Source organism: Enterococcus sp. AMC1086 (genome assembly GCF_058216575.1).
Map to the genome: position 1 here is coordinate 1,409,137 of NZ_CM177100.1, position 23,024 is coordinate 1,432,160.

At 37.1% G+C, this 23,024-nt stretch carries 25 protein-coding genes and 1 riboswitch; of the genes, 20 read left to right on the forward strand and 5 right to left on the reverse strand.

Features of this window, described 5'->3' with window-relative positions; all coding sequences use genetic code 11:
• Window positions 1-27: 27 nt before the first annotated feature.
• The gene (locus AC4BC4_RS06530) at window positions 28-978 is read right to left on the reverse strand and encodes a Gfo/Idh/MocA family protein (protein WP_490477171.1); all 951 of its coding nucleotides are present in this window, start codon (window positions 976-978) and stop codon (window positions 28-30) included.
• A gap of 201 nt (window positions 979-1,179) precedes the next feature.
• Between AC4BC4_RS06530 and AC4BC4_RS06535 the strand changes: the two genes are divergently transcribed.
• The 10 genes from AC4BC4_RS06535 (at window position 1,180) to purB (ending at window position 9,916) form a co-directional block, all read left to right on the forward strand.
• Window positions 1,180-1,701 (forward strand): hypothetical protein, encoded by a 522-nt coding sequence (locus AC4BC4_RS06535; RefSeq protein ID WP_490477172.1) that lies wholly within the window; start codon window positions 1,180-1,182, stop codon window positions 1,699-1,701.
• Between the two features lie 15 nt (window positions 1,702-1,716).
• Window positions 1,717-1,917: a hypothetical protein gene (locus AC4BC4_RS06540; protein ID WP_438756269.1), complete on the forward strand. Its 201-nt coding sequence runs from the start codon at window positions 1,717-1,719 to the stop codon at window positions 1,915-1,917.
• 91 nt (window positions 1,918-2,008) lie between these two features.
• Window positions 2,009-2,632, forward strand: coding sequence for a glycoside hydrolase family 73 protein (locus tag AC4BC4_RS06545; protein WP_490477173.1), 624 nt, complete (start codon window positions 2,009-2,011; stop codon window positions 2,630-2,632).
• Window positions 2,633-2,660: 28 nt separating this feature from the next.
• On the forward strand, window positions 2,661-3,344 hold the full coding sequence (locus AC4BC4_RS06550; protein WP_490477174.1) for a hydrolase: 684 nt from the start codon (window positions 2,661-2,663) through the stop codon (window positions 3,342-3,344).
• Window positions 3,345-3,575: 231 nt separating this feature from the next.
• A complete protein-coding gene (locus tag AC4BC4_RS06555; protein WP_438756263.1) occupies window positions 3,576-4,637 on the forward strand; it encodes an NlpC/P60 family protein in 1,062 nt (353 codons plus the stop codon).
• Window positions 4,638-4,753: 116 nt separating this feature from the next.
• Window positions 4,754-4,851: riboswitch (purine riboswitch) on the forward strand.
• Window positions 4,852-4,934: 83 nt separating this feature from the next.
• Entirely contained in the window at window positions 4,935-5,516 is a 582-nt protein-coding gene (locus tag AC4BC4_RS06560) for a xanthine phosphoribosyltransferase (protein ID WP_490477175.1), read from the forward strand.
• 1 nt (window position 5,517) lies between these two features.
• Window positions 5,518-6,837, forward strand: a complete 1,320-nt coding sequence (locus AC4BC4_RS06565; RefSeq protein ID WP_490477176.1) for a nucleobase:cation symporter-2 family protein — start codon at window positions 5,518-5,520, stop codon at window positions 6,835-6,837.
• Window positions 6,838-6,999: 162 nt separating this feature from the next.
• A complete protein-coding gene (gene purE, locus AC4BC4_RS06570) occupies window positions 7,000-7,488 on the forward strand; it encodes a 5-(carboxyamino)imidazole ribonucleotide mutase (protein WP_490477177.1) in 489 nt (162 codons plus the stop codon).
• Window positions 7,472-8,602 carry a 5-(carboxyamino)imidazole ribonucleotide synthase gene (purK, locus tag AC4BC4_RS06575; protein ID WP_438756255.1) on the forward strand — a complete coding sequence of 377 codons (1,131 nt, stop codon included), beginning with the start codon at window positions 7,472-7,474 and terminating at the stop codon, window positions 8,600-8,602. The genes purE and purK overlap by 17 nt, the downstream gene beginning before the upstream one ends.
• A gap of 18 nt (window positions 8,603-8,620) precedes the next feature.
• Entirely contained in the window at window positions 8,621-9,916 is a 1,296-nt protein-coding gene (purB, locus tag AC4BC4_RS06580; protein ID WP_490477178.1) for an adenylosuccinate lyase, read from the forward strand.
• Between the two features lie 91 nt (window positions 9,917-10,007).
• Here the strand turns inward: purB and AC4BC4_RS06585 are convergent, their stop codons facing one another.
• Window positions 10,008-10,331: an inorganic diphosphatase gene (locus AC4BC4_RS06585; protein WP_490477179.1), complete on the reverse strand. Its 324-nt coding sequence runs from the start codon at window positions 10,329-10,331 to the stop codon at window positions 10,008-10,010.
• A 72-nt stretch (window positions 10,332-10,403) separates the two neighbouring features.
• Window positions 10,404-10,790, reverse strand: a complete 387-nt coding sequence (locus AC4BC4_RS06590; RefSeq protein WP_438756251.1) for a hypothetical protein — start codon at window positions 10,788-10,790, stop codon at window positions 10,404-10,406.
• 290 nt (window positions 10,791-11,080) lie between these two features.
• On the opposite strand from AC4BC4_RS06590, the gene purC reads away from it, so the two are divergent.
• Genes purC through purD form a run of 9 tightly spaced genes read left to right on the forward strand, consistent with a single transcriptional unit; the run spans window position 11,081 to window position 20,893 of the window.
• Window positions 11,081-11,797 (forward strand): phosphoribosylaminoimidazolesuccinocarboxamide synthase, encoded by a 717-nt coding sequence (gene purC, locus AC4BC4_RS06595; RefSeq protein ID WP_490477180.1) that lies wholly within the window; start codon window positions 11,081-11,083, stop codon window positions 11,795-11,797.
• A 22-nt stretch (window positions 11,798-11,819) separates the two neighbouring features.
• The gene (gene purS / locus AC4BC4_RS06600) at window positions 11,820-12,068 is read left to right on the forward strand and encodes a phosphoribosylformylglycinamidine synthase subunit PurS (RefSeq protein ID WP_438756248.1); all 249 of its coding nucleotides are present in this window, start codon (window positions 11,820-11,822) and stop codon (window positions 12,066-12,068) included.
• 1 nt (window position 12,069) lies between these two features.
• Entirely contained in the window at window positions 12,070-12,753 is a 684-nt protein-coding gene (gene purQ, locus AC4BC4_RS06605) for a phosphoribosylformylglycinamidine synthase subunit PurQ (protein WP_438756246.1), read from the forward strand.
• Window positions 12,750-14,972: a phosphoribosylformylglycinamidine synthase subunit PurL gene (gene purL, locus AC4BC4_RS06610; protein ID WP_490477181.1), complete on the forward strand. Its 2,223-nt coding sequence runs from the start codon at window positions 12,750-12,752 to the stop codon at window positions 14,970-14,972. The genes purQ and purL overlap by 4 nt, the downstream gene beginning before the upstream one ends.
• The gene (gene purF, locus AC4BC4_RS06615; RefSeq protein ID WP_490477182.1) at window positions 14,957-16,405 is read left to right on the forward strand and encodes an amidophosphoribosyltransferase; all 1,449 of its coding nucleotides are present in this window, start codon (window positions 14,957-14,959) and stop codon (window positions 16,403-16,405) included. Before purL ends, purF begins: the two co-directional genes overlap by 16 nt.
• Before the next feature lie 44 nt (window positions 16,406-16,449).
• Entirely contained in the window at window positions 16,450-17,490 is a 1,041-nt protein-coding gene (gene purM, locus AC4BC4_RS06620; protein ID WP_490477183.1) for a phosphoribosylformylglycinamidine cyclo-ligase, read from the forward strand.
• Window positions 17,491-17,492: 2 nt separating this feature from the next.
• A complete protein-coding gene (gene purN / locus AC4BC4_RS06625) occupies window positions 17,493-18,077 on the forward strand; it encodes a phosphoribosylglycinamide formyltransferase (protein WP_438756239.1) in 585 nt (194 codons plus the stop codon).
• Window positions 18,074-19,615, forward strand: a complete 1,542-nt coding sequence (purH, locus tag AC4BC4_RS06630) for a bifunctional phosphoribosylaminoimidazolecarboxamide formyltransferase/IMP cyclohydrolase (protein WP_490477184.1) — start codon at window positions 18,074-18,076, stop codon at window positions 19,613-19,615. Before purN ends, purH begins: the two co-directional genes overlap by 4 nt.
• Window positions 19,616-19,627: 12 nt before the next feature.
• The gene (gene purD / locus AC4BC4_RS06635) at window positions 19,628-20,893 is read left to right on the forward strand and encodes a phosphoribosylamine--glycine ligase (protein WP_490477185.1); all 1,266 of its coding nucleotides are present in this window, start codon (window positions 19,628-19,630) and stop codon (window positions 20,891-20,893) included.
• A gap of 77 nt (window positions 20,894-20,970) precedes the next feature.
• Here purD and AC4BC4_RS06640 read toward each other — a convergent pair whose 3' ends face one another.
• Entirely contained in the window at window positions 20,971-21,357 is a 387-nt protein-coding gene (locus AC4BC4_RS06640; RefSeq protein ID WP_490477186.1) for a hypothetical protein, read from the reverse strand.
• Window positions 21,358-21,452: 95 nt separating this feature from the next.
• The gene (locus AC4BC4_RS06645; protein WP_490477187.1) at window positions 21,453-22,121 is read right to left on the reverse strand and encodes a DNA/RNA non-specific endonuclease; all 669 of its coding nucleotides are present in this window, start codon (window positions 22,119-22,121) and stop codon (window positions 21,453-21,455) included.
• Window positions 22,122-22,318: 197 nt separating this feature from the next.
• Here AC4BC4_RS06645 and AC4BC4_RS06650 point away from each other — a divergent pair, with 197 nt between their 5' ends.
• Window positions 22,319-23,020: an ABC transporter ATP-binding protein gene (locus AC4BC4_RS06650; protein ID WP_490477188.1), complete on the forward strand. Its 702-nt coding sequence runs from the start codon at window positions 22,319-22,321 to the stop codon at window positions 23,018-23,020.
• Window positions 23,021-23,024 lie beyond the last annotated feature (4 nt).

Genomic DNA, 23,024 nt, shown 5'->3' on the forward strand with positions numbered 1-23,024 from the left:
AAAAATACCCGCAAAAGCGGGTATTTTTTAGTTGGTCCAGTGTTGTTGCATTTGATCCAGAAGGTCGATAACGTCCTTTGTTAAAAAGAGCGAACGATTCGATTTTTTTCCTTCGATCATTTTGACCATATTTTCGATTTCATAATTCAAAGCCTGACTGCTATCACCTGAAATGATCGTCTCTACAGTACCATCATTAAAAAAGATTTTTGCTTCATCTGCCCGTGGATACTCGTTGATCACAATATAAGCATCTTCAAAAGCGACAATACCTTGTTTAGGCATTTTTGCTTGGAAACTTAATGACACAGTAGCCATTTCTGCTTCATTTTGTAAAATAGTGGCCGATTGTTCGTCTACACCAGTTGAAAATGGCTGCATAACAGAAGAAATAACTTTAGGTTGAGATGTAAGAAACCAACGAGCAAAAGAGACAGCATAAGTACCGATGTCTAAGAGAGCTCCGCCAGCTAAATCAGGATTAAAAAAACGGTTTGTCGGATCAGGTTCTTTATAACTACCAAAAGGTGCTTGGATCATTTTTAATTTTCCAAATCGTTTAGAATCAATTTGGCTTCTTAGTTCTTGATATAAAGGCATGTTGAAAATAGTCATCGCTTCAGCTAACACTAAGCCTTTTTCTTCTGCTACTTTCATTGCTTCAGCCAATTCTTCGCTATTCATCGTAATCGCTTTTTCGCAAAGGACATGTTTACCTGCGACTAAGGCTTTTAAAATATGATCGATATGTTGACGATTTGGGACTGCAATGTAGATGATATCAATCGCTTCGTCTGCTAATAACTCTTCAAAAGAGCCGTAAGCTCTGGCGATATCATATTTTTTAGCAAATAGTTCAGCTTTAGCTAATGTTCTAGAGGCAACCGCTGTGATTTTGCTGTTTTTTTGCTGAAAACTTTCAGCGAAACTAGTTGCGATATCCCCAAGTCCAATGATGCCCCAGTTGTAATTGTTCATGAATGATCCCCCTAATTTACTTTTTATAATACTATTATACATGAGAAGCTCAAAATCGTGGCTTATTTTGGACAGAACTACTGAATTGTCTTATTATTTAGGTGAGAGAATGAAATGTTTCTTAAAAATATGGAAATAAATGATTCAAAGTAATGCATTTTTTTGCTATTTTCAGTAAAATAAATAAAGGAGGCGAATATCATGCACCAAATGTATATAGATATTCTTATCGATGCAATTATAGAGCAATTTGAAACAGAAGAACACTTTTACACAGAGTATCTTCAAACGACGAAAGAAAATTGGGAAAATTGGAAAAAAGGTAGAATTAATTTAACAAGAGAAGAAATGCAAAAAGTAAAAAACTTATTTTCTGATTATGAATGGATGTTGACACAAAAAATACTACGCCAAACGATTTTATTTCCTGAAAAAAGAAATATTGCCGTTTCAGAATACAAACGTTTAAAAACGTTGATTGCTAAAAAATGGTTGCAGTCTGGAGTAGGACTTGCCGAGTTGATACCGTCAAAAGCAAGTAATGAAGAAAAAGAACAAGCTTTTATTGAGTTGAAAGTAACAGTTTCATATGGTGAATGGGGATTTGACGATATTGTAACTTTTCGATTACCAGCAACATTACAAGCACAGTTGAAAGGGTCAAAAGTTGAATTACTCGATTGGGTAAATGAAAACTTGATGGGTACTTACGTTGGTGAATAAGTAAGGAGTATTATTGTGAAACAAATTTTAGGAATTATATCCGTTATCATAGTATTAGGTGCTGTTATTTTTGTTCTTTTCGGTCATACTACACCAAAAGAGAAAACAAAAACGAGCAGCGATGAGACAAAAACGACAAGTACAATTGTTCCATCAACTTCATCTGAGATACAAACGAAAACATCGACAACCACGACTACAACAGCTGTTGATTGATTGTCAGGAAAAAAACTGATATAATCAGTCAGCGATTGTCCTAAACTGAAAAATTAGTGTAGGGATGAATACAAAACAAAGTAGGGAATGTATGAAAAGTCCAAGGTATAAGAAGAAAAAAAATAGAAAATCGAATTTACCAGCACTTTTTGCCGGTTTGTTGATCGTTGGTCTAGCGTTTATCTTTTCAATCAATGTATTATCAGACAGTTCAAAAAAAGAAGAAAAGTCTATTCAACAAAAAGAAGAAGTCTCAAAAGAGCAATTTATTGACAGAATAAGTCCGCATGCAAAAGAGCTACAAGATTCTTATGGCGTTTTACCCAGTATCATCATTGGTCAAGGGATTTTAGAATCGAATTGGGGACAAAGCACGCTTGCGTCAAAGTACAATAATTTGTTTGGGATCAAAGCATACGGAGAACAAAATAAGATCAACCTTGAGACTCGTGAATATATCAATGAAGAATGGATCGTTATTCAAGGGGACTTCAGGGTATATGATACGTGGGAAGAATCCATGGACGATCACACACGTTTATTTGTTAATGGTGTAACATGGGATCCACGTTTGTATGAAAATGTTCTTTTGGCAAAAGATTACAAAGAAGCTGCACGTGCTTTACAAGCTGCAGGTTATGCAACAGATCCAACTTATGCAGACAAAGTCATTCATGTAATTGAGAGTTATGATCTCGATCAATATGATCATTAATCAAATGGAGGAAAAAGGAGTGGATGGAATGAATGAAAAGTTTGTACCAGAGATTGTGACACCTTTAAAACAAGATATCGTTCAAGTTCCAAAAGTGATTGCCCAGGCTAGCGGAATTCGAATTTTTGGTAAAAAAATAAAATCAATTATTTTTACGACAGATATCGCAATTATTAGAAATACAGATGCAAATGCAGTGATTGCAGTTTATCCATTCACGCCGCACCCGGCAATTACTAAAAGTATCATTGAAGCAGCCGATATTCCTGTTTTTTCAGGTGTTGGAGGTGGATTGACACAAGGACAGCGTTCTGCTTATATGAGTCTTTTTGCTGAAGCACAAGGTTCGATCGGCGTTGTTCTAAATGGACCGACCCCTGTCGAAACAGTTGAAATGGTTTGTGAAGTTGTTGATATTCCTGTAGTTAGTACGGTCACCTCAATTCACACGCCAATCGATGAAAAAATAGCGGCAGGTGTTACGATGATCAATATCAGTGCGGGAAAGGATACAGCTAAGACTGTTAAATTTTTCAGAGAGAAGTATCCGGAATTACCAATTATTGCGACTGGTGGACCGACGGATGAATCAATCACAGAAACGATTGACGCTGGTGCCAATGCAATCACGTTTACACCGCCAAGTAATGGTGAGCTTTTTAGTCAAAAAATGAACAAATATAGAAATCTAGAAAAAGAAAATGATGCTTAAGTAGAAAAAATTAAATTTGTAATGTAACAATTGAGAATCAATGAGTCAAGACTAAACTATTGTATTAGTGTCTAGGGCTCGTTGATTCTTTTGATCTTGTTATAACTGGTTACAATTTGTCTTGAAAACGACATTTCGAAAATAGTATAAATAAAAAAATAGTTTTACTAACCGAAAATTAATTTGTTTTATGTTATGATTAAGGAAAATGATTTTAGGAGTGGGGAAAATATGAAAAAATATTGTTATGTGATGGGTGCGGCGCTATTGTTATTTGCTGCAAGTGGAGCATCTTTAGCAACTGAAGCGACAGAAACAATGAATGAGGAAGATTACCAAGCAGCGCTTGAATCAGGATTTACCGCGGAACAAATTCAGCAAATTCAAGAAATGCCTGATTTTTCTTTAGAAAATATTCAAGAAGAACCAGCAGCTAGAAGTATGATGCCATCTTCAACTACTCAGAAAAACCAAGTGGTCACTGAAGCGAAGAGACATTTAGGCAAACCCTATGCGTGGGGCGGCAAAGGACCTAATGTATTTGATTGCTCAGGATTAACACGTTATGTCTATTTACAGGTAACAGGAAAAAATATTGGTGATTATACCATACCTCAAGAAAAAGCTGGGGAACAAATCAGTGTTGCACAAGCGGAACCTGGTGATTTGTACTTTTGGGGTGCTAAAGGAAATACATACCATGTAGCGATTGCGATCGGTAATGGGCAATATATCCATGCACCAAATGAAAAAGAAGTAGTAAAAATCAATTCAACTGCTTACTTTAACCCAAGTTTTGCTGTGAGAGTCATTAAAAAAAATGACAATGATACTAATTTGAAAGCTCTAAGTTATAGAACTCATCTGGAATCTTTCGGCTGGGGGGATTACGTTGAGTCTGGTCAAACAAGTGGATCTGTCGGAAAATCAAAACGCTTAGAAGGTATTCAAATTAAACTTGATCCTTCTGTTAATGGGAATATCCAGTATAAGACACATATCCAAAGTATTGGTTGGCAAGATTGGAAATCAAACGATGGATTAAGTGGGACAACGGGCATGAAAAAAAGATTAGAAGCAATCCAAATTCAACTAAACGGTGGGGTAGCAACTAATTATGATATCCATTATCGTGTTCATTCTCAAACTTATGGTTGGCAAGCGTGGACTAAAAACGGTCAATCGGCTGGGACACAAGGTCTATCAAAACGTTTAGAAGCAATCGAAATAAAATTAGTGCCTAAAAATACTGCGTTACCCACTGGCGGAAATCCTGCTTTTATCAAAAAATAAATTCGTTGCGATCAATACTGATAGAGCGAGCTGATTTTTAGAATTAATGAGAGACTCTGTAAAATTTCAATGAAAAAAATCTTTTTTTATTGAAATTTTCAGAATTCTATACTATTGTATACTAATAACTAAAAGCTTATATATGATCATAATAAGGATGATCGTTTCTACCCAACACCGTAAATGTTGGTCTATAAGTGAAGAAGCGTCTTAGACCCTTTTTTGCTTATGCAGAAAAGGTTTTTTTGTTTTTATAGAAAATGTCACATAGAAAAAACGGTGAAGGAGTCAGATGAAATGGAAGAATTAGTGCAACGAATCAAAGAGGATGGGCATGTTTTGGGTGAAGGGGTTTTAAAAGTAGATAGTTTTGTTACCCATCAAGTGGCTCCTGATTTAATGGAGGCTATCGGCAATCGTTTTGCTGAAGTATTTGTAAAAGCTGGTATCACAAAGGTCGTTACAATCGAAGCTTCAGGGATTGCGCCGGCTCTTTTTGCAGCTAAAAAATTAGATGTACCGATGATTTTTGCACGTAAAGCAAAAAGTTTGACTATGGATGAAGAATTACTGACAACTTCTGTTTATTCTTTTACTAAACAAGTCACAAGTCAAATCTCCATTTCAAGAAAATTTTTATCTAACGAAGATAAAGTATTGATCATTGATGATTTTTTAGCAAATGGCCAAGCAGCAAAAGGATTAGTTGAATTATGCCAACAAGCAGGTGCTGAAGTTGATGGAATCGGTATTGTTATTGAAAAGTCTTTCCAAGATGGACGAGAATTATTAGAAGAAATGGGGATGCGTGTTGTATCATTAGCCCGTATTGCTTCTTTGAAAAATGGAGAAGTCGAGTTTCTTGAGGGGGATGCATAACTTGGAAAGTGAAAGAAAGCAAACCAAACAGATCGATCGATCAGAGACTGAAAACGGTAAGGCAGCAGTCTTGGGTCTACAACATTTATTGGCGATGTATGCTGGAGCAGTTGCTGTACCATTGCTGATCGGAACGGGTTTGAATTTTAATTCAGAACAAATGACGTATTTGATTTCGATCGATATTTTTATGTGTGGAATTGCAACTTTACTGCAGTTGACTGTAAATAAATTTTTTGGAATTGGCTTACCTGTGGTTCTTGGTTGTGCGATTCAAGCAGTTGCACCATTGATTATGATTGGTAGTGATAAAGGTGTCGGTGCGATTTATGGCTCGATCATTGCTTCAGGGATTTTTGTTGTACTGATCTCGGGAATATTTTCCAAAATCAAAAAATTATTTCCTCCACTAGTCACTGGAACGGTTATTACTGTGATCGGCTTAACGCTGATACCAGTTGCAGTTGAAAAGATGGGTGGGGGACTAGCAAGTGATCCGAACTTTGGTGATGGCACGAATTTACTTTTGGCATTTGTAACGATTGGACTTATCATTATTATTCAAATATGGGGTAGAGGATTCATCAAATCGATTGCTGTGTTAGTTGGTTTAGTCGGCGGCACTATTCTTGCAGCTATTTTAGGACAAGTAAATTTAGCGCCAGTTGGTGAGGCGACGTGGTTTCATTTTCCGCAGCCTTTTTACTTTGGTACGCCAACCTTTGATGTTTCTTCAATTGTATTGATGATCATTATTTCGATTGTTAGTATGGTTGAATCGACAGGTGTTTATTTTGCTCTGGGTGATATTACAGGTAAGCGCATCGGTGAAGAGGAATTGAAGAAAGGCTATCGTGCAGAAGGTTTAGCAGTTATTTTAGGTGGTATTTTCAATACATTCCCTTATACTGGTTTTTCTCAAAATGTTGGGTTGGTCCAGCTTTCAGGCATCAAAACAAGAAAACCGATTTATTATTCTGCTGTTTTCTTGATTGCATTAGGCTTATTACCGAAAGTTGGGGCGGTTGCTCAAATCATTCCAGAACCTGTGTTAGGCGGCGGAATGCTAGTGATGTTTGGGATGGTCGCGGTACAAGGTATGCGTATGTTGTCAAAAGTTGATTACAATAATGATAAAAATTTATTGATTATTGCGATTTCAATTGGTTTTGGATTAGGATTTAATATGCTTCCGACGTTGTTTCAACAAATGCCGGAAACACTGAGAATGTTTACCGGAAATGGTATTGTTATGAGCAGTTTGACAGCGATTATTTTAAATTTATTGTTTAATGGTCTTAAAAGTGAAGAGAAAATTTAGAGTGTAAGAGATAGAAAAACCGGATGATTTTTCGGTTTTTCTTTTTATCCTCGTTTAATGCGAACATTAATATTAAAAATATCTATAATATTCGATTTTATTTTGACACTCAAGATTTCCATTGATAAAATAAAAGAGAATAAGGAAGAAAAGAGGAATGTTATGTCTGTCGTGGTTTCTGTTGTTATGGGAAGTACATCTGATTGGTCTACAATGAAACATGCTTGTGATAGTTTAGAAGAATTCAATATTTCTTATGAAAAAAAAGTGATATCCGCACACCGTACACCTGACTATATGTTTAAATTTTCTGAAAAAGCGCGAAATCGTGGCATTAAAGTCATTATCGCAGGTGCAGGCGGAGCAGCCCATTTACCAGGCATGATTGCAGCAAAAACAACGTTACCAGTAATTGGTGTTCCGATTCAATCAAGGGCATTGAATGGATTAGATTCATTATTATCCATCGTTCAAATGCCCGGTGGAGTTCCCGTTGCGACAACTGCAATTGGAGAATCTGGTGCAAAGAACGCCGGACTACTTGCAGTTCAGATGCTTTCCATGTATGATGTAGAGTTAGCAGGGAAATTAGAATCGAAGCGTCAATTTCTTGAAGAAACTGTGATGGAAAGTAGTGATGAACTTGAATAGACCTTTATTACCGGGACAAATGATCGGTATTATTGGTGGCGGACAATTAGGTAGAATGATGGCACTTAGTGCACGAGAAATGGGTTTTCGTGTGGGTGTGTTAGATCCAACAGTTGATTGTCCAGCTGCTCAAGTCGCTGATTGGCATTTATTAGCTGATTATGATGACATAGAAGCGTTAGAAGAACTGGCAAAACGTTCTCAAGTATTAACATATGAATTTGAAAATGTCGATGTCGGAGCATTGATGCAAGTTGAAGATTTAGTAAGTATTCCTCAAGGAACAGATCTCTTAGCAATTACGCAAGATCGTTTATTGGAAAAATCTTTTTTAGAAGCAAATAATATTGTTATTGCCCCATTTGCAACAATCGTAAGTCCAACAGATATCCAAGATGCCATCGATGGAATTGGTTATCCTTGTGTTTTAAAAACAACGCGTGGCGGCTACGATGGTAAAGGGCAATTTGTGTTGTATAGTACATCAGATTTAGCACCATCAATGAATATTCTTAGAGAAGGGACTTGCGTACTAGAAGCTTGGATTCCCTACGAAAAAGAAATCTCAGTATTAGTAAGTGGAAATGGTCAAGGAAAGTTCACAGTTTTTCCTGTGGTCGAAAATATCCATCGAAATAATATTTTACATGAAACGATTGCACCAGCTAGAGTATCTGAAGAAGTAGTAGAAGAAGCGCAACGTATTGCTCGTGTTATAGCAGAAGCAGTGGATCTTGCAGGAACTTTAGCTGTGGAGATGTTCTTGACAAATGATGGTGGTATTTATGTGAATGAATTGGCGCCAAGACCGCATAATTCGGGCCACTACTCGATCGAAGCGTGTTCAATGAGTCAATTTGATGCCCACATTCGTGGTATTTGCGGTTGGCCATTGCCTGAAGTTGATCTTTTATCAGAAGCTGTAATGATCAATATATTAGGAAATGAGATCTATGAGACAATGGATGTTATTTCAGAAAAACCTAATTGGCATTTTCATTATTACGGTAAAGCAGAAGCGAAAAAAGATCGAAAAATGGGGCATATCACTATTTTAACAGAAGATGTGTTTGAGACACTAGAAGATATTTATCAAACCAATATTTGGGATTAAAAAGGAGTTAATAAACGAATGATTGATCGTTATACACGACCTGAAATGGGTGCTATTTGGACAGATGAGAATCGATACAGTGCTTGGTTAGAAGTAGAGATTTTAGCCGATGAAGCTTGGGCTGAATTAGGAGATATTCCAAAAGAAGATGTACAAAAAATCCGTAACAACGCCTCTTTTGACGTTGAGCGTATTTTAGAAATCGAAGCTGAAACAAGACATGATGTAGTGGCGTTTACACGTGCAGTATCCGAAACATTAGGAGAAGAGCGCAAGTGGGTACACTACGGCTTGACAAGTACGGATGTGGTCGATACAGCCTACGGTTATTTACTAAAACAAGCCAATGATATTTTGCGGGAGGATTTAAAAAAATTTACGACAATAATTGGTGAAAAAGCGAAGGAGCATAAACATACAGTCATGATGGGACGAACGCACGGTGTTCATGCTGAACCAACGACATTTGGATTGAAGCTGGCTTTGTGGTATTCCGAGATGAAACGAAATGTTGAGCGTTTTGAACATGCCGCAAAAGGCGTAGAGGCAGGAAAAATCAGTGGAGCGGTTGGAACATTTGCGAATATTTCTCCTTTTGTTGAAGAATATGTTTGTAAACATCTAGGGATTCGAGCGCAAGAAATTTCTACTCAAGTTTTACCTCGTGATTTGCATGCAGAATATCTATCAGCGATGGCTTTGATTGCAACGAGTATTGAAAAATTCGCGACTGAAATTCGTGGGTTACAAAAATCAGAGACACGTGAAGTTGAAGAGTTTTTTGCAAAAGGTCAAAAAGGCTCTTCCGCAATGCCGCATAAACGAAACCCGATCGGTTCTGAAAATATGACAGGACTTGCTCGTGTCATTCGTGGGCATATGGTGACGGCTTATGAAAATGTGACTTTATGGCATGAACGTGATATTTCTCATTCTTCAGCAGAACGAATTATTATTCCAGATACAACAATTTTACTGGATTATATGTTGAATCGTTTTTCTACTATAGTTAAAAATTTAACAGTATTTCCTGAAAATATGAAACGAAATATGGATGCAACATACGGTCTGATTTACAGTCAACGTGTGTTGCTGAAATTGATTGATCACGGCATGGCAAGAGAAGCGGCTTATGATTTAGTACAGCCCAAAACGGCATACGCTTGGGATCATCAAACTGCGTTTAGACCATTACTTGACGCAGACGAAAAAATAACTTCGATTTTATCTAAAGAAGAATTAAATGATGCGTTTGATTATAATTATCATTTGAAAAATGTTGACATTATTTTTGAACGTGTAGGTTTAGTTTGATCTATTAAAATGAGGTTGATTCTACCGTTTATTCAGATAACTTAAGGCTAGAACATAACTCTACGAGTTATGTTCTAGCCTTATTTTTTTATTAAAGCATTTCTATATAATGATCAAAATATTGTTCGATGAACTGTGTTTGATGACTGATTTCGTTCTCGGAAATCGATGATTTTTCGGGAATCACGATCCATTTTGTCTCATTGTCATCTTTTCTATGGATAACGGCTACTACAATACCAATAAATGTACTTATTTTTACTGATGGAACGGCTAAAATATATGCGTCTTGTTCCTCCTCGTCGCCTCCGATCACTCCAGCAATATATCCGTAATTGACTGGATAGATGTTACCGAAAGAATCTTGATAGCCTAGTGGTCGATCAACAGTCACTTTTACTTTCAATTTTTCCATGGATAGAGCCATTCCTTTCTTTAATAATAAAAAGACTAAAACTTTGTAAGTTTTAGTCGAAAATTAATGTATTTAAATCGTAATTTCTTGGAAAGTACGTATGGGTGAGGCTACTGGAGCACCCAACATAGAAAGTAAATGATCAATAAAAAGATAACTACATTCTTGTGAATTAAAATAAACATGTATACAGTATTTGTTTTTGAAAAAGTGTTGCTCATGTAGTTGATTTATAACTAATTCATTGTTACAACTATTTTTATAACGAAATGTTCGTTTGCGTCTTTCAGAGTGCCGATGAACCGCTCGTTTTAAATTTTTAAACGTGTAGTAAGAACTGTGTTGATTCAATTTGTGGACTTCTTCTAATGCGAGTAAATCATTATACAATTTTGTTCTTTCCTCAGGGATTAATCCTGCCAAAAAATCCTGGGCTAAACTGTCATAATCGCTAATCATCCTGTTGTTCCCTCCTAAAAATCGTCACTGATCAAAAAAAGAAAAGTAATTTTTCTAAAGATGTGGTTTTGATTAGCATACCACTTTTCTTGATTTTTGTAAATGCTTACAATATTTTCTTAATATTTACATGGAAAATGGATAAAAACGAACATTCAATACTATTTTTGTATTTATTGTTAATAATTAATTGACTCTTATTTATCATGTTGTTAAACTGTAAACAGTAAATAGACGAACAAATATTAATTATATTTAAAAAACGTACGTAAAAAGGAGCGTTCGAGATAATGACAAATAGTGGTTTGCTATACGAAGGAAAAGCTAAAAAATTGTTTGAAACAGATGATCCCAATGTGTTGAGAGTAGAATATTTAGATCAAGTAACTGCCTTGAATGGCGCTCGGAAAGATATTACAACAGGTAAAGCAATTTTAAATAATCAGATAACAGCCTTTATTTTTGAACAATTTAAACAAAAAAATATCCAAACTCATTTTATCAAAAAAATATCAAAGAACGAACAATTGGTAGAAAAGCTCGAAATTATTCCTTTAGAAGTTGTCATTAGAAATAGTTCAGCAGGCAGTTTTGCGAAGCGATTGGCTGTTTTAGAAGGACAGCCTCTTGAATTTCCCGTTTTGGAATTTTATTACAAGGATGATTCTCTTAATGATCCAATTATTAATGATGATCATGTCAAAATTTTAAAAATCGCAACAGAACAAGAGATCGCGACTATAAAAAGAGAGGGACACATTATAAATCAAGCATTGATTACATTGTTTAAAGAAATTGGTATTCGTTTGATTGATTTCAAAATAGAATTTGGGCGTAGAAAAGATGGCTCTATTTTACTAGCTGACGAAATCACACCAGATACGTGCCGCTTATGGGATGAAAAAACAAATGCTCATTTAGATAAAGATGTTTACCGCAAAAATATTGGTGAGATTGTACCTGTCTACCAAGAAGTTTTGGATCGTTTGGAGAATACATTCTACTAAAAATGAAGGAGAATTGATTAATATGTATGATGTAAAAGTATATGTTACGTACAAAGATTCCGTTTTAGATCCGCAAGGTGAAGTAGTCAAAGGTGCCGTTCATCGTCTTGGCTATGGAGAAATCGATGATGTCCGGATTGGAAAATATTTTGAAATCAAGGTCAAAGGATCAGAGCGGCCAATCGAAATGGTGATTGAAGAGATTTGTGACAAATTATTAGCTAACGTTAATATGGAAACGTATCGATATGAAATCGAGGAGGAAGCTTGAAATGAAATTTGCAGTGATTGTTTTTCCAGGCTCAAATTGCGATATGGACCTATTATGGGCAGTCAAAGAGATATTGGGTGAGGAAGCTGAGTACGTGCGCCATGATGCAGAAAGTTTAGCTGGATTTGATGGTGTTTTGATTCCTGGAGGATTTTCGTATGGTGATTATCTAAGGTGCGGTGCAATTGCTCGTTTTTCTAAAATTATAAGTGAAGTGATTCGTTTGGCAGATGAAGGTAAGCCTGTTTTTGGTACATGTAATGGGTTCCAAATATTGACAGAAGCAGGTCTTTTACCTGGTGTTTTGCTTAAAAATGAATCCCTGCATTTTGTGTGTAAAACGGTTGATTTAACAGTTGTAAACAATCAGACAGCATTTACTTCAGAATATCAGAAAGATGAAGTGATCCAATTACCTGTAGCGCATGGGGAAGGCAATTATTACTGTGATGAATCAACGCTAAAGAAGCTAAAAGAAAATCATCAAATTGTCTTTACCTATGCGGATAAAAATCCAAATGGCAGTTTAGAAAATATAGCAGGAATCATCAATGAAAAAGGAAATGTTCTAGGTATGATGCCGCATCCAGAACGTGCTGTAGAAAGTTTACTAGGCTCAGAAGATGGATTACGTTTTTTCAAATCCATCGTTAAAAACTATGGAGAGGTCAGGACAAATGCATGATGAAAATGAACGAACCTTCAGCACAAGAGATTAAACATCAACGTATCTATTCTGAATGGGGCTTAACGGATGAAGAATATCGAATGATTGAAGAGGATATCTTAGAACGTATGCCAAATTATACGGAAACAGGACTTTTTTCTGTAATGTGGAGTGAACACTGTTCTTATAAAAATTCAAAATCTGTATTAAAAAAATTTCCGACAAAAGGACCTCAAGTTTTACAGGGACCAGGTGAAGGTGCCGGGATCGTAGATATCGGCGATGGCCAGGCTGTTGTGTTTAAAGCAGAAAGTCATAATCATCCATCAGCTGTTGAGCCATATGAAGGGGCGGCGACCGGTGTTGGTGGAATCATCAGAGATATTTTTAGTATGGGGGCCAGACCAATTGCAATTTTGGATTCATTGCGTTTTGGTGAATTAACGAATGAGCGAACTAAATATCTTTTAGAAGAGGTCGTTGCTGGTATTAGTGGGTATGGCAATTGTATTGGCATTCCCACTGTAGGCGGAGAAGTGGCGTTTGATCCATGTTATGAAGGAAATCCGCTAGTAAATGCAATGTGTGTAGGGTTGATCGATCATAAAGATATTCAAAAAGGTCAAGCGAAAGGGGTAGGTAATGCAATCATGTATGTCGGTGCGAAAACAGGACGCGATGGGATTCATGGTGCAACATTTGCTTCTGAAGAGTTTGTTGAAGGGCAAGAACAACAGCGTTCAGCCGTACAAGTGGGCGATCCTTTTATGGAGAAATTATTACTTGAAGCGTGTTTAGAGCTGATTTTAAAGCATTCAGATATTTTAGTAGGAATTCAAGATATGGGCGCGGCAGGTTTAGTGTCGTCAAGCGCAGAAATGGCTTCTAAAGCGGGATCTGGTTTGATTTTAGATTTAGATGATGTACCGCAACGTGAAACTGGAATGACACCTTATGAAATGATGTTGTCGGAGTCTCAGGAGCGGATGTTGATTTGTGTCGAAAAAGGACATGAGGATGAGGTGATTGAGCTTTTTCAAAAATACGAATTAGAGGCAGTGACGATTGGCAAAGTAACGGATGATGGGTTGTATCGCTTAAATCATCATGGGGTGGAAGTGGCAAACTTACCTGTTGACGCTTTAGCTGAGGATGCGCCTGTTTATACGAAAGAACGCCAAGAGCCAAAAAGAATCAAAAAGTTTGAATCATTAGGGAATTTTGATCCTAAAATTGTGAATGGAACAGAGACATTATTACAATTACTACAACAGCCAACAATTGCTTCTAAAAAAATGATTTATGAAAGATACGATGCTCAAGTTCGAACCAATACAGTTGTTTTACCAGGAAGTGATGCAGCCGTTTTACGTATTCGTGGCACTAAAAAAGCGCTAGCGATGACGACTGACTGTAATGGACGTTATCTGTTTTTAAACCCAGAAATCGGCGGTCAAATTGCAGTAGCAGAAGCCGCAAGAAATATTATTGCAAGTGGCGGGCAACCATTAGCAATCACGGATTGTTTAAATTATGGATCACCAGATAAACCTGAAGGGTTTTGGGAGCTTTGGACGTCAGCAGATGGAATTGCCAAAGCTTGTGAAGTTTTAGAAACGCCTGTGATTTCAGGAAACGTTTCTTTGTACAATGAAACGAATGGTCAGGCGATTTATCCAACACCAGTGATTGGTATGGTTGGTCTAATAGAGGACTTAAAAGATATTACTACGCAAGAATTTAAAGCAGTAGATGATTTGATTTACGTAGTAGGAAAAACAAACGCCGATTTTAATGGCAGTGAATTACAAAAAATGACCTTGGGCATTATCGAAGGAAAATTAATGGATTTTGATTTAACGGTTGAAAAAAACATCCAGCAATTAATATTAAAAGCAATCCAAGCAGGAGTAGTGAAAAGCGCCCATGATTGTTCTGAAGGGGGTTTAGGTATTGCTTTAGCGGAGTCTGTATTTAAAAAAAAGTTTGGTCTAGAGGTTGAATTAGCTATGCCAGTTTCATGGCTTTTTTCTGAAACCCAGTCAAGATTTGTTGTTTCAATCAAATCAGAAAATCAAACAAAGTTTGAAGACATGATGGATGGAAACGCTGAGTTTGTTGGAAAAGTAACAGATAGTGGATTGATCAGCATTCAAACGTATGATCAAAAAATCGAGGTAATGACGCAAACAGCCAAAAAGCTGTGGGAGGAAGCGATTCCATGTCTTATGAAGTGAAAAGTTTAAATGAAGAATGTGGTGTTTTTGGTATTTGGGGACATCCGGATGCTGCTCGTGTGACTTATTTTGGACTTCATAGTCTGCAGCATCGAGGCCAAGAAGGTGCAGGAATCGTCTCAAATAACGAAGGAAAATTAAATGGATATCGGGAATTGGGGTTACTTTCTGAAGTATTTAAAGAGGACCGATCTTTAACTTCTTTGCGTGGAAATGCTGCGATTGGTCATGTGCGTTATGCCACTGCTGGAAATGGTAGTGTGGACAATATTCAGCCGTTTCTATTTAAGTTTTATGATGGTGCTTGTGGATTGGCCCATAATGGGAATCTGACGAATGCTAAAAGCTTACGAAAAGAACTAGAGCAAGATGGCGCAATATTTCATTCTAACTCAGATACCGAAATTTTGATGCATCTGATCCGCCGTAGTAAAAAAGCAACGTTTGTCGAGCAATTAAAGGAAAGTTTACAGACAGTCAAAGGTGGTTTTGCCTATCTTTTGATCACGGAAACAGCAATGATCGCGGCTCTTGATCCTAACGCTTTTCGCCCACTATCTATTGGTCAGATGAAAAATGGGGCATATGTGATTGCGAGTGAAACGTGCGCACTGGAAGTTGTTGGGGCTGTATTTGTACGTGATGTAGGACCGGGCGAAGTCATTATTATTGATGAGACTGGCTTTAAAGTAGAACAGTATACGAAAGATACACAATATGCGATTTGTTCGATGGAATACATTTATTTTGCCAGACCAGATTCAAATATTGCTGGGGTGAATGTGCATACTGCTCGAAAAAATATGGGGAAACAATTGGCAAAAGAAGCGCCGATTGAAGCAGATATGGTCGTCGGTGTACCCAATTCTTCTCTTTCAGCTGCTAGTGGATATGCAGAAGCAAGCGGCATTCCTTATGAAATGGGATTAGTAAAAAATCAGTACATCGCAAGAACCTTTATTCAACCCACTCAAGAATTGAGAGAACAAGGCGTTCGAATGAAGCTCTCTGCTGTAAGAGGTGTAGTAGAGGGGAAACGTGTGATCATGGTGGATGACTCGATCGTAAGAGGAACAACGAGTCGTCGAATCGTCCAGCTACTTAAAGATGCGGGTGCTAAAGAAGTCCACGTACGTATTGCATCGCCTCCGTTAAAATTCCCTTGTTTTTATGGGATTGATATTCAAACAAGAAAAGAATTGATTGCTGCTAATCATTCAATCTCTGAAATCGAGCAACTGATCAAAGCAGATTCATTAGGATTTTTAAGTGAGCGAGGTTTGATCGATGCAATTGGATTAAACTATGATGCTCCTTATTCTGGACTTTGCATGGCCTATTTTAATGGGGATTATCCAACGCCGTTATATGATTATGAAGAGAAATACCAAGCGTCATTAAAGGATAAAATCAGTTTCGTATCAACAAATTGAAAAAATAGCAACTATCGTTAATGAATCTTTAGGAGGAAATCATAATGAGAAATGCTTATACCAAAGCGGGTGTTGACGTTGAAGCCGGGTATGAAGTAGTAGAAAGAATCAAAAAACATGTTAAACGAACGGAACGAATTGGTGTGATCGATACACTTGGTGGTTTCGGCGGATGTTTCGATTTAAGCAAGGTGGAAGTGAAGGAACCTGTATTGATATCGGGGACAGATGGAGTCGGAACAAAGTTAATGATTGCAATTCAAGAAAACAAACACGAGACAATCGGGATTGATTGTGTCGCTATGTGTGTGAATGATATCGTTGCTCAAGGTGCAGAACCGCTTTATTTCCTTGACTATATTGCGACGGGGAAAAATAAGCCAGATCAATTGGAAAAAGTGGTCGCTGGTGTGGCTGAAGGTTGTCTTCAAGCAGGAGCTGCTCTGATTGGCGGTGAGACAGCAGAAATGCCAGGAATGTATAGCGATAATGATTACGATTTAGCAGGTTTTGCTGTAGGAATTGCGGAAAAAAGTCAGCTAGTTACAGGGCAAAAAATCCAAGAAGGAGATATTCTTCTTGGGTTACCATCAAGTGGCCTCCATTCAAACGGCTATTCTCTCGTACGAAAGATATTTTTTGAGACGCATCATTTTACTGGAAAAAGAATTATGTCAGATTTAAATGAAAAACAATTAGGCGATGAACTTTTGACCCCAACCAAAATTTATGTAAAGACGATATTACCACTAATAAAACAGGAATTAGTGAACGGCATTGCACATATAACAGGTGGCGGTTTTGTAGAAAATATTCCTAGAATTCTTCCAGAGCATTTAGCAGCAGAAATAACCCTTGGGACTTGGCCGATATTGCCGATTTTTACAACGCTTGAGAAATATGGACAAATTCCAAAAATGGAAATGTATGAGATTTTCAATATGGGCATTGGGATGGTTTTGGCTGTTTCACCAAAAAAAATAGAGAATGTTCGAACCATTTTAAATGAGCTCAACGAAACGAGCTATATTATTGGAAATATCACTGAAAAAGATGAGCAAGCTGTTGTTTTTAACGAGGTGTGAGAATGAAATTAGCCATATTTGCCTCAGGAAACGGCAGTAACTTCCAAGCCATAGCTGAAGCTGTAGCAATCGGAGCAATAGAGGCGCAGCTTACGTTATTATTTTGTGATAAAAAAGATGCCTATGTGATCAAGCGTGCACGATCAATGTCGATTCCAGTTATTTCCTTTTCACCAAACGATTTTGAATCAAAAGCAATGTATGAAGCAGAAATTCTTCATTTGCTTGAAGAAGAGCAAATCGATTTGATTGTTTTAGCAGGATATATGAGGATCATCGGACCGACCTTACTAGAAGTCTTTTCCAAGCGTATGATCAATATCCATCCATCATTGTTACCTGATTTTCCTGGTCTACATGGTATCAAAGATGCTTTTTACGCAAATGTACCTGAAACAGGTGTAACGATTCATTATGTGGATGACGGTGTTGATACTGGACCAATCATTGCACAAGAAAAAGTAGTGATAGACATGCTTGATACACTTGATTCATTGGAGAAAAAAATTCATAATGTAGAGCATAAACTGTTTCCAACTGTTTTAGCGAAACTTATAAAAAATCAGCAAGGAGAGGGTCGATCATGACAAAAAAAAGAGCCTTAATAAGTGTTTCAGATAAAACAGGTGTAGTCGCATTTGCGAAAGGATTAGTAGAACAAGGGGTAGAAATTATTTCGACAGGTGGAACGAAAAAAGCCCTTGAAAAAGAAGGAATCCCGACGATTTCTATCGAAGAAGTAACCCATTTTCCAGAGATGATGGATGGTCGGGTGAAAACATTACATCCTAAGATTCATGGTGGATTGCTGGGGCGACGTGATTTAGCGAGTCATATGGAGGCCATGGAAGCGTACGACATTCAACCAATCGATTTTGTTTGTGTCAATCTCTATCCCTTTAAAGAAACGATCATGAAGGAGGATGTAACAGAGGACGAAGCAATAGAAAATATTGATATCGGTGGGCCAAGTATGTTAAGGAGTGCTGCAAAAAATCATCAATTTGTTACGGTTGTGGTTGATCCTAAAGATTATGAACAAGTGTTGATAGAGGTTTCACAAAAAGGAGCAACAACGCTAGCAACAAGAAAAAAATTAGCAGCTAAAGTTTTTCGACACACCGCCGCATATGATGCGTTGATTGCAGAATATCTGACAAATGCAGTAGGAGAAAAAGAGTCTGAAATAGTAACATTGACATATGAGTTAAAACAAGAATTACGCTACGGAGAAAATAGCCATCAAAAAGCAGCTTTTTATCAAAATGCCTTACCAATTTCTTTTTCAATCGCTAGTGCTGACCAACTTCACGGCAAAGAACTATCATATAATAATATCAAAGATGCAGATGCGGCGATTCGAATTTCTAGAGAATTTGATCAACCAGCTGTTGTTGCAGTCAAACATATGAATCCTTGTGGAGTTGGCGTTGGTGAGACGATCAATGAAGCATATCAATATGCTTATGAAGCAGATCCAGTCTCGATTTTCGGTGGAATCATTGTGTTAAACCGTGAAGTCGACAGGCAAATTGCCGAAAAAATGCACCAATTATTTCTTGAAATTATCATTGCACCTAGTTTTTCAGAAGAAGCCTTCACTATTTTAAGTAGTAAAAAAAATCTTCGCCTAATGACACTCGACTTTTCTAAGAAAGACCAGGCGATAGAGGACGAAAAAGTGTCGATTTTAGGCGGATTATTAATTCAAAATCAAGATAATAGTAAAGAAAAAACCGAAAATTGGCAAGTTGTCACTAAAAGACAACCAACGCTTGATGAATTGAATGCACTAGAATTTGCTTGGAAGACGGTCAAGCACGTAAAAAGTAATGCCATTGTTGTAGCGAATAGCCATCAAACATTAGGTATTGGTGCAGGGCAAATGAATCGTATCGGCTCAGTTCAAATCGCAATTGAACAAGCCGGAAAACGTGATAATGAAGCAGTTTTAGCCAGTGATGCCTTCTTTCCAATGGGTGATAGTGTAGAATATGCTGGAAAACAGGGTATCAAGGCGATTATTCAACCTGGTGGCAGCATTAAAGACCAAGAGTCGATCGAAATGGCAGACGAATATGGAATCGCTATGGTATTTACTGATATCAGACATTTTAGACATTAAAAGGAGAATTTAATGGGATTAACGATTTTAGTCATTGGAAGCGGCGGAAGAGAGCATGCGATTGCGCAAAAACTGATTCAGAGCCCTAAAGTAAAAACTGTTTTTTGTGCCAAAGGGAATCCAGGGATGAAAAAAGATGGCATTCGTTTGGTAGATATTGCAGAGGATGATCATCCTAACTTAATTAAATTTGCCAAGGAAAATGGTATCGATTGGACTTTTATTGGTCCTGAAATCCCATTGTTAAATGGAATTATAGATGATTTCGCTGATGCTGGCTTGTTTGCTTTTGGACCGCTCAGAAATGCTGCAGTTATTGAAGGTTCTAAAGACTTTGCAAAAAAAATCATGAAGAAATATGAAATACCCACAGCAGATCACCAAACCTTCTCTGATTTTGCTACAGCCCGAGCTTATGTTATTGAAAAGGGAGCGCCGATCGTTATTAAAGCTGATGGTGTAGCTGCTGGTAAAGGAGTAGTCGTAGCAAAGACCGTAAAAGAGGCAATTGATGCATTGAAAGAGTTGCTTGAGGACCATAAGTTTGGGGTAAGTGGAACCAAAGTTGTGGTTGAAGAATTTCTTGTCGGTGAAGAATTTTCTTTACTGGCATTCGTTCGTAATGAAGAAGTTTATCCGATGGTGATTGCGCAAGATCATAAATGCGCCTATGATAATGACCTTGGACCAAATACAGGTGGTATGGGAGCCTATAGCCCTGTTCCGCAAATTTCTGATGAATTGGTCAAAGAAGCTCTTGAAACAATTGTAAAACCTACAGTTCAAGGGATGATGACAGAAGGTAGGGCTTTTACAGGTATTTTGTACACTGGATTGATTGCAACAGCGGATGGACCAAAAGTAATCGAATTTAACGCTCGTTTTGGTGATCCAGAAACACAAGTCGTACTTCAACGGTTAGAAAGTGATTTCGCTCAAATTATTGATGACCTATTAAAAGGTAATCAACCAACTATTCGCTGGAAGCAAGATGGTTATAGTTTAGGCGTAGTTGTTGCAGCAGAGGGTTATCCAAATGTTTATGAGAAAGGAAGTCAGCTTCCAGATTTTTCTGATTTGTTAACTGAACAAATCTATTATGCCGGAGTAAAGCAACAAGGGGAACAATTAGTCTCTGATGGTGGACGTATCTATCTTGTCCAAGCAAGTGGCAAATCATTAGCTGAAGCACAAGCAGCCGTTTATAGAGTCTTGAAAAAAGTAGACACAAAAGGTACGTTTTATCGTAATGATATTGGGTTTAAAGGATTAAAATAAAAAAGTGAGACTTATAAATCGTACTATTTAAAAAATCCATCCCATAACATAGACAGTTATAGGATGGATTTTTTAGATTATTCAGTTTTAGGTAAAATAGAGGAATGGATGCTTCCATTTTCATACGCAATAAAAAAATCTGATAAAAATAAACCATAGGATTCAATATCTGATTTATAAAGTGACATAGGAATCACAAAAGTCTGTTTTGTAGTACCAGCAATATAATCGCCATCAATAGTTTGAGCCACGACTAAAAAATTGTGTTCTTTCCAATTTGAAAGATCATCCAAAGAGACCGTTTCATCAGAAGATAAGTACTGGACGTTTTGCTCAAATTGTTTTTCAATAGTTTGACTGAAAATAATCGTACTTGTTTCATCTTGTTGATTTTGTAAAACTTTAGCCAAGAAAATTTGTGGATCAGTTTCAGTCAATTGTCTTTTGATTTTTTTAAAGTTCATTAGGCACCTCCTAATTTTAAAGATGAGTGGATTTGTTTGATCTTGAATTAAAGAGCAGTGAGATTGTGTAGTCTCTTTTTTTAAATTTAAACAAATTATCGTTCATTAAGGATCGTAACACGAAAATCAACCGCTGTATTTTTATTTAAACCTTTTGCTTCTAAGTCGATTTGCTTACATAATAACTCTGTTCCTTCATAAACAGGTGTGACACGGTAACGGATAGTCTCGCCATTGTCTAAAGCTTGACGAATCTGATTTTCATATTTAGTCATGAAAGGTGTGTTTACAGGTGTTTGATAAAGTGTCGTAAGATTTCTTGCATCATCACCAGTGCCACCAAGCTGACGTCCAATCAAATGGCCTCTTGAATGATTCGTTGGATCTAAACCTGAAACAAATCCTGGGGGACGAATATCTTTATTAGCTGATGTTCCTGTATTGACCATTGCAGGTTTTAACAAAGCATCAGCACCAGTCGCACGTCCTAACGAATCTAATGCATGATAATCAATCCAGCCTTTTTTACGATCGGTTAGTTCAGCGGTTGAAAAAGTTGCAGAACCAAGTTCTTTAGGACCAGGATTTGTAGAACTTACTGGTTTGGAGGTACTGGGTTTTGTTTGTTCCTGAGTATGAATACCGAACATTTCCTGGATGTTATCTGGGACTTGAACCCCAAATACACCTAAAATCAAAATAATTAAAACCGCCACAAGCATGATTGCTGGATTAAAAGGTGGTTTTTGTTTTTTTCTTGCCATTATTTTTCTCCTAACTACTCTCAGAGATTGAGAAAGAAAGCTTAGTATTAAAAAAGTTTCTGACTCACCGTTAATTCCGAATTAATCTCATTCCTCTATTATACGAAAAAAAATTGAAAAATCAAAAAGCATTTGACTTGTGGGAGGACTTGTTTGTATTCTTATGATAAAATTCTATTTAGAGGGGATTGAATTGAATGGCTTATATCGATGTAATAAATGAATATAAAAGATACCACATGGGAGGTACGACAATTGCAGCCAATGACGGAATCACTTTTTCAGTAGAAAAAGGGGAAGTTGCGGTTATTTTAGGTCCCAGTGGCGCTGGAAAATCAACGGTGTTAAATATTTTAGGTGGAATGGATTCTTGTGATGAAGGACAAATCGTAATCGATGGAACCGATATCGCAAAATTTAATGAAAAACAATTGACTACATACCGCAGAAATGATGTTGGTTTTGTGTTTCAATTTTACAATTTAGTTCCGAATTTAACGACAAAAGAAAACGTTGAACTTGCATCTCAAATTGTTTCAGATGCATTGAATCCTGAGGAAGTACTGAAATCTGTCGGTTTAGGTGCAAGGATGGATAATTTTCCTGCACAATTATCAGGAGGAGAACAACAACGTGTGACAATTGCAAGAGCAATCGCTAAGCGCCCTAAATTACTATTGTGTGATGAGCCGACAGGAGCGCTAGATTATGAAACGGGTAAACAAATATTAACGATTTTACAAGAAACAGCTCGAAATACTGGAACAACAGTAATCATTATCACCCATAATTCAGCAATCGCACCAATGGCTGACCGCGTAATCCGCATCAATGATGCAAAGGTTCGAAATGTGACGATCAACGATGAACCAAAACCTGTATCTGAGATAGAATGGTAGGTGG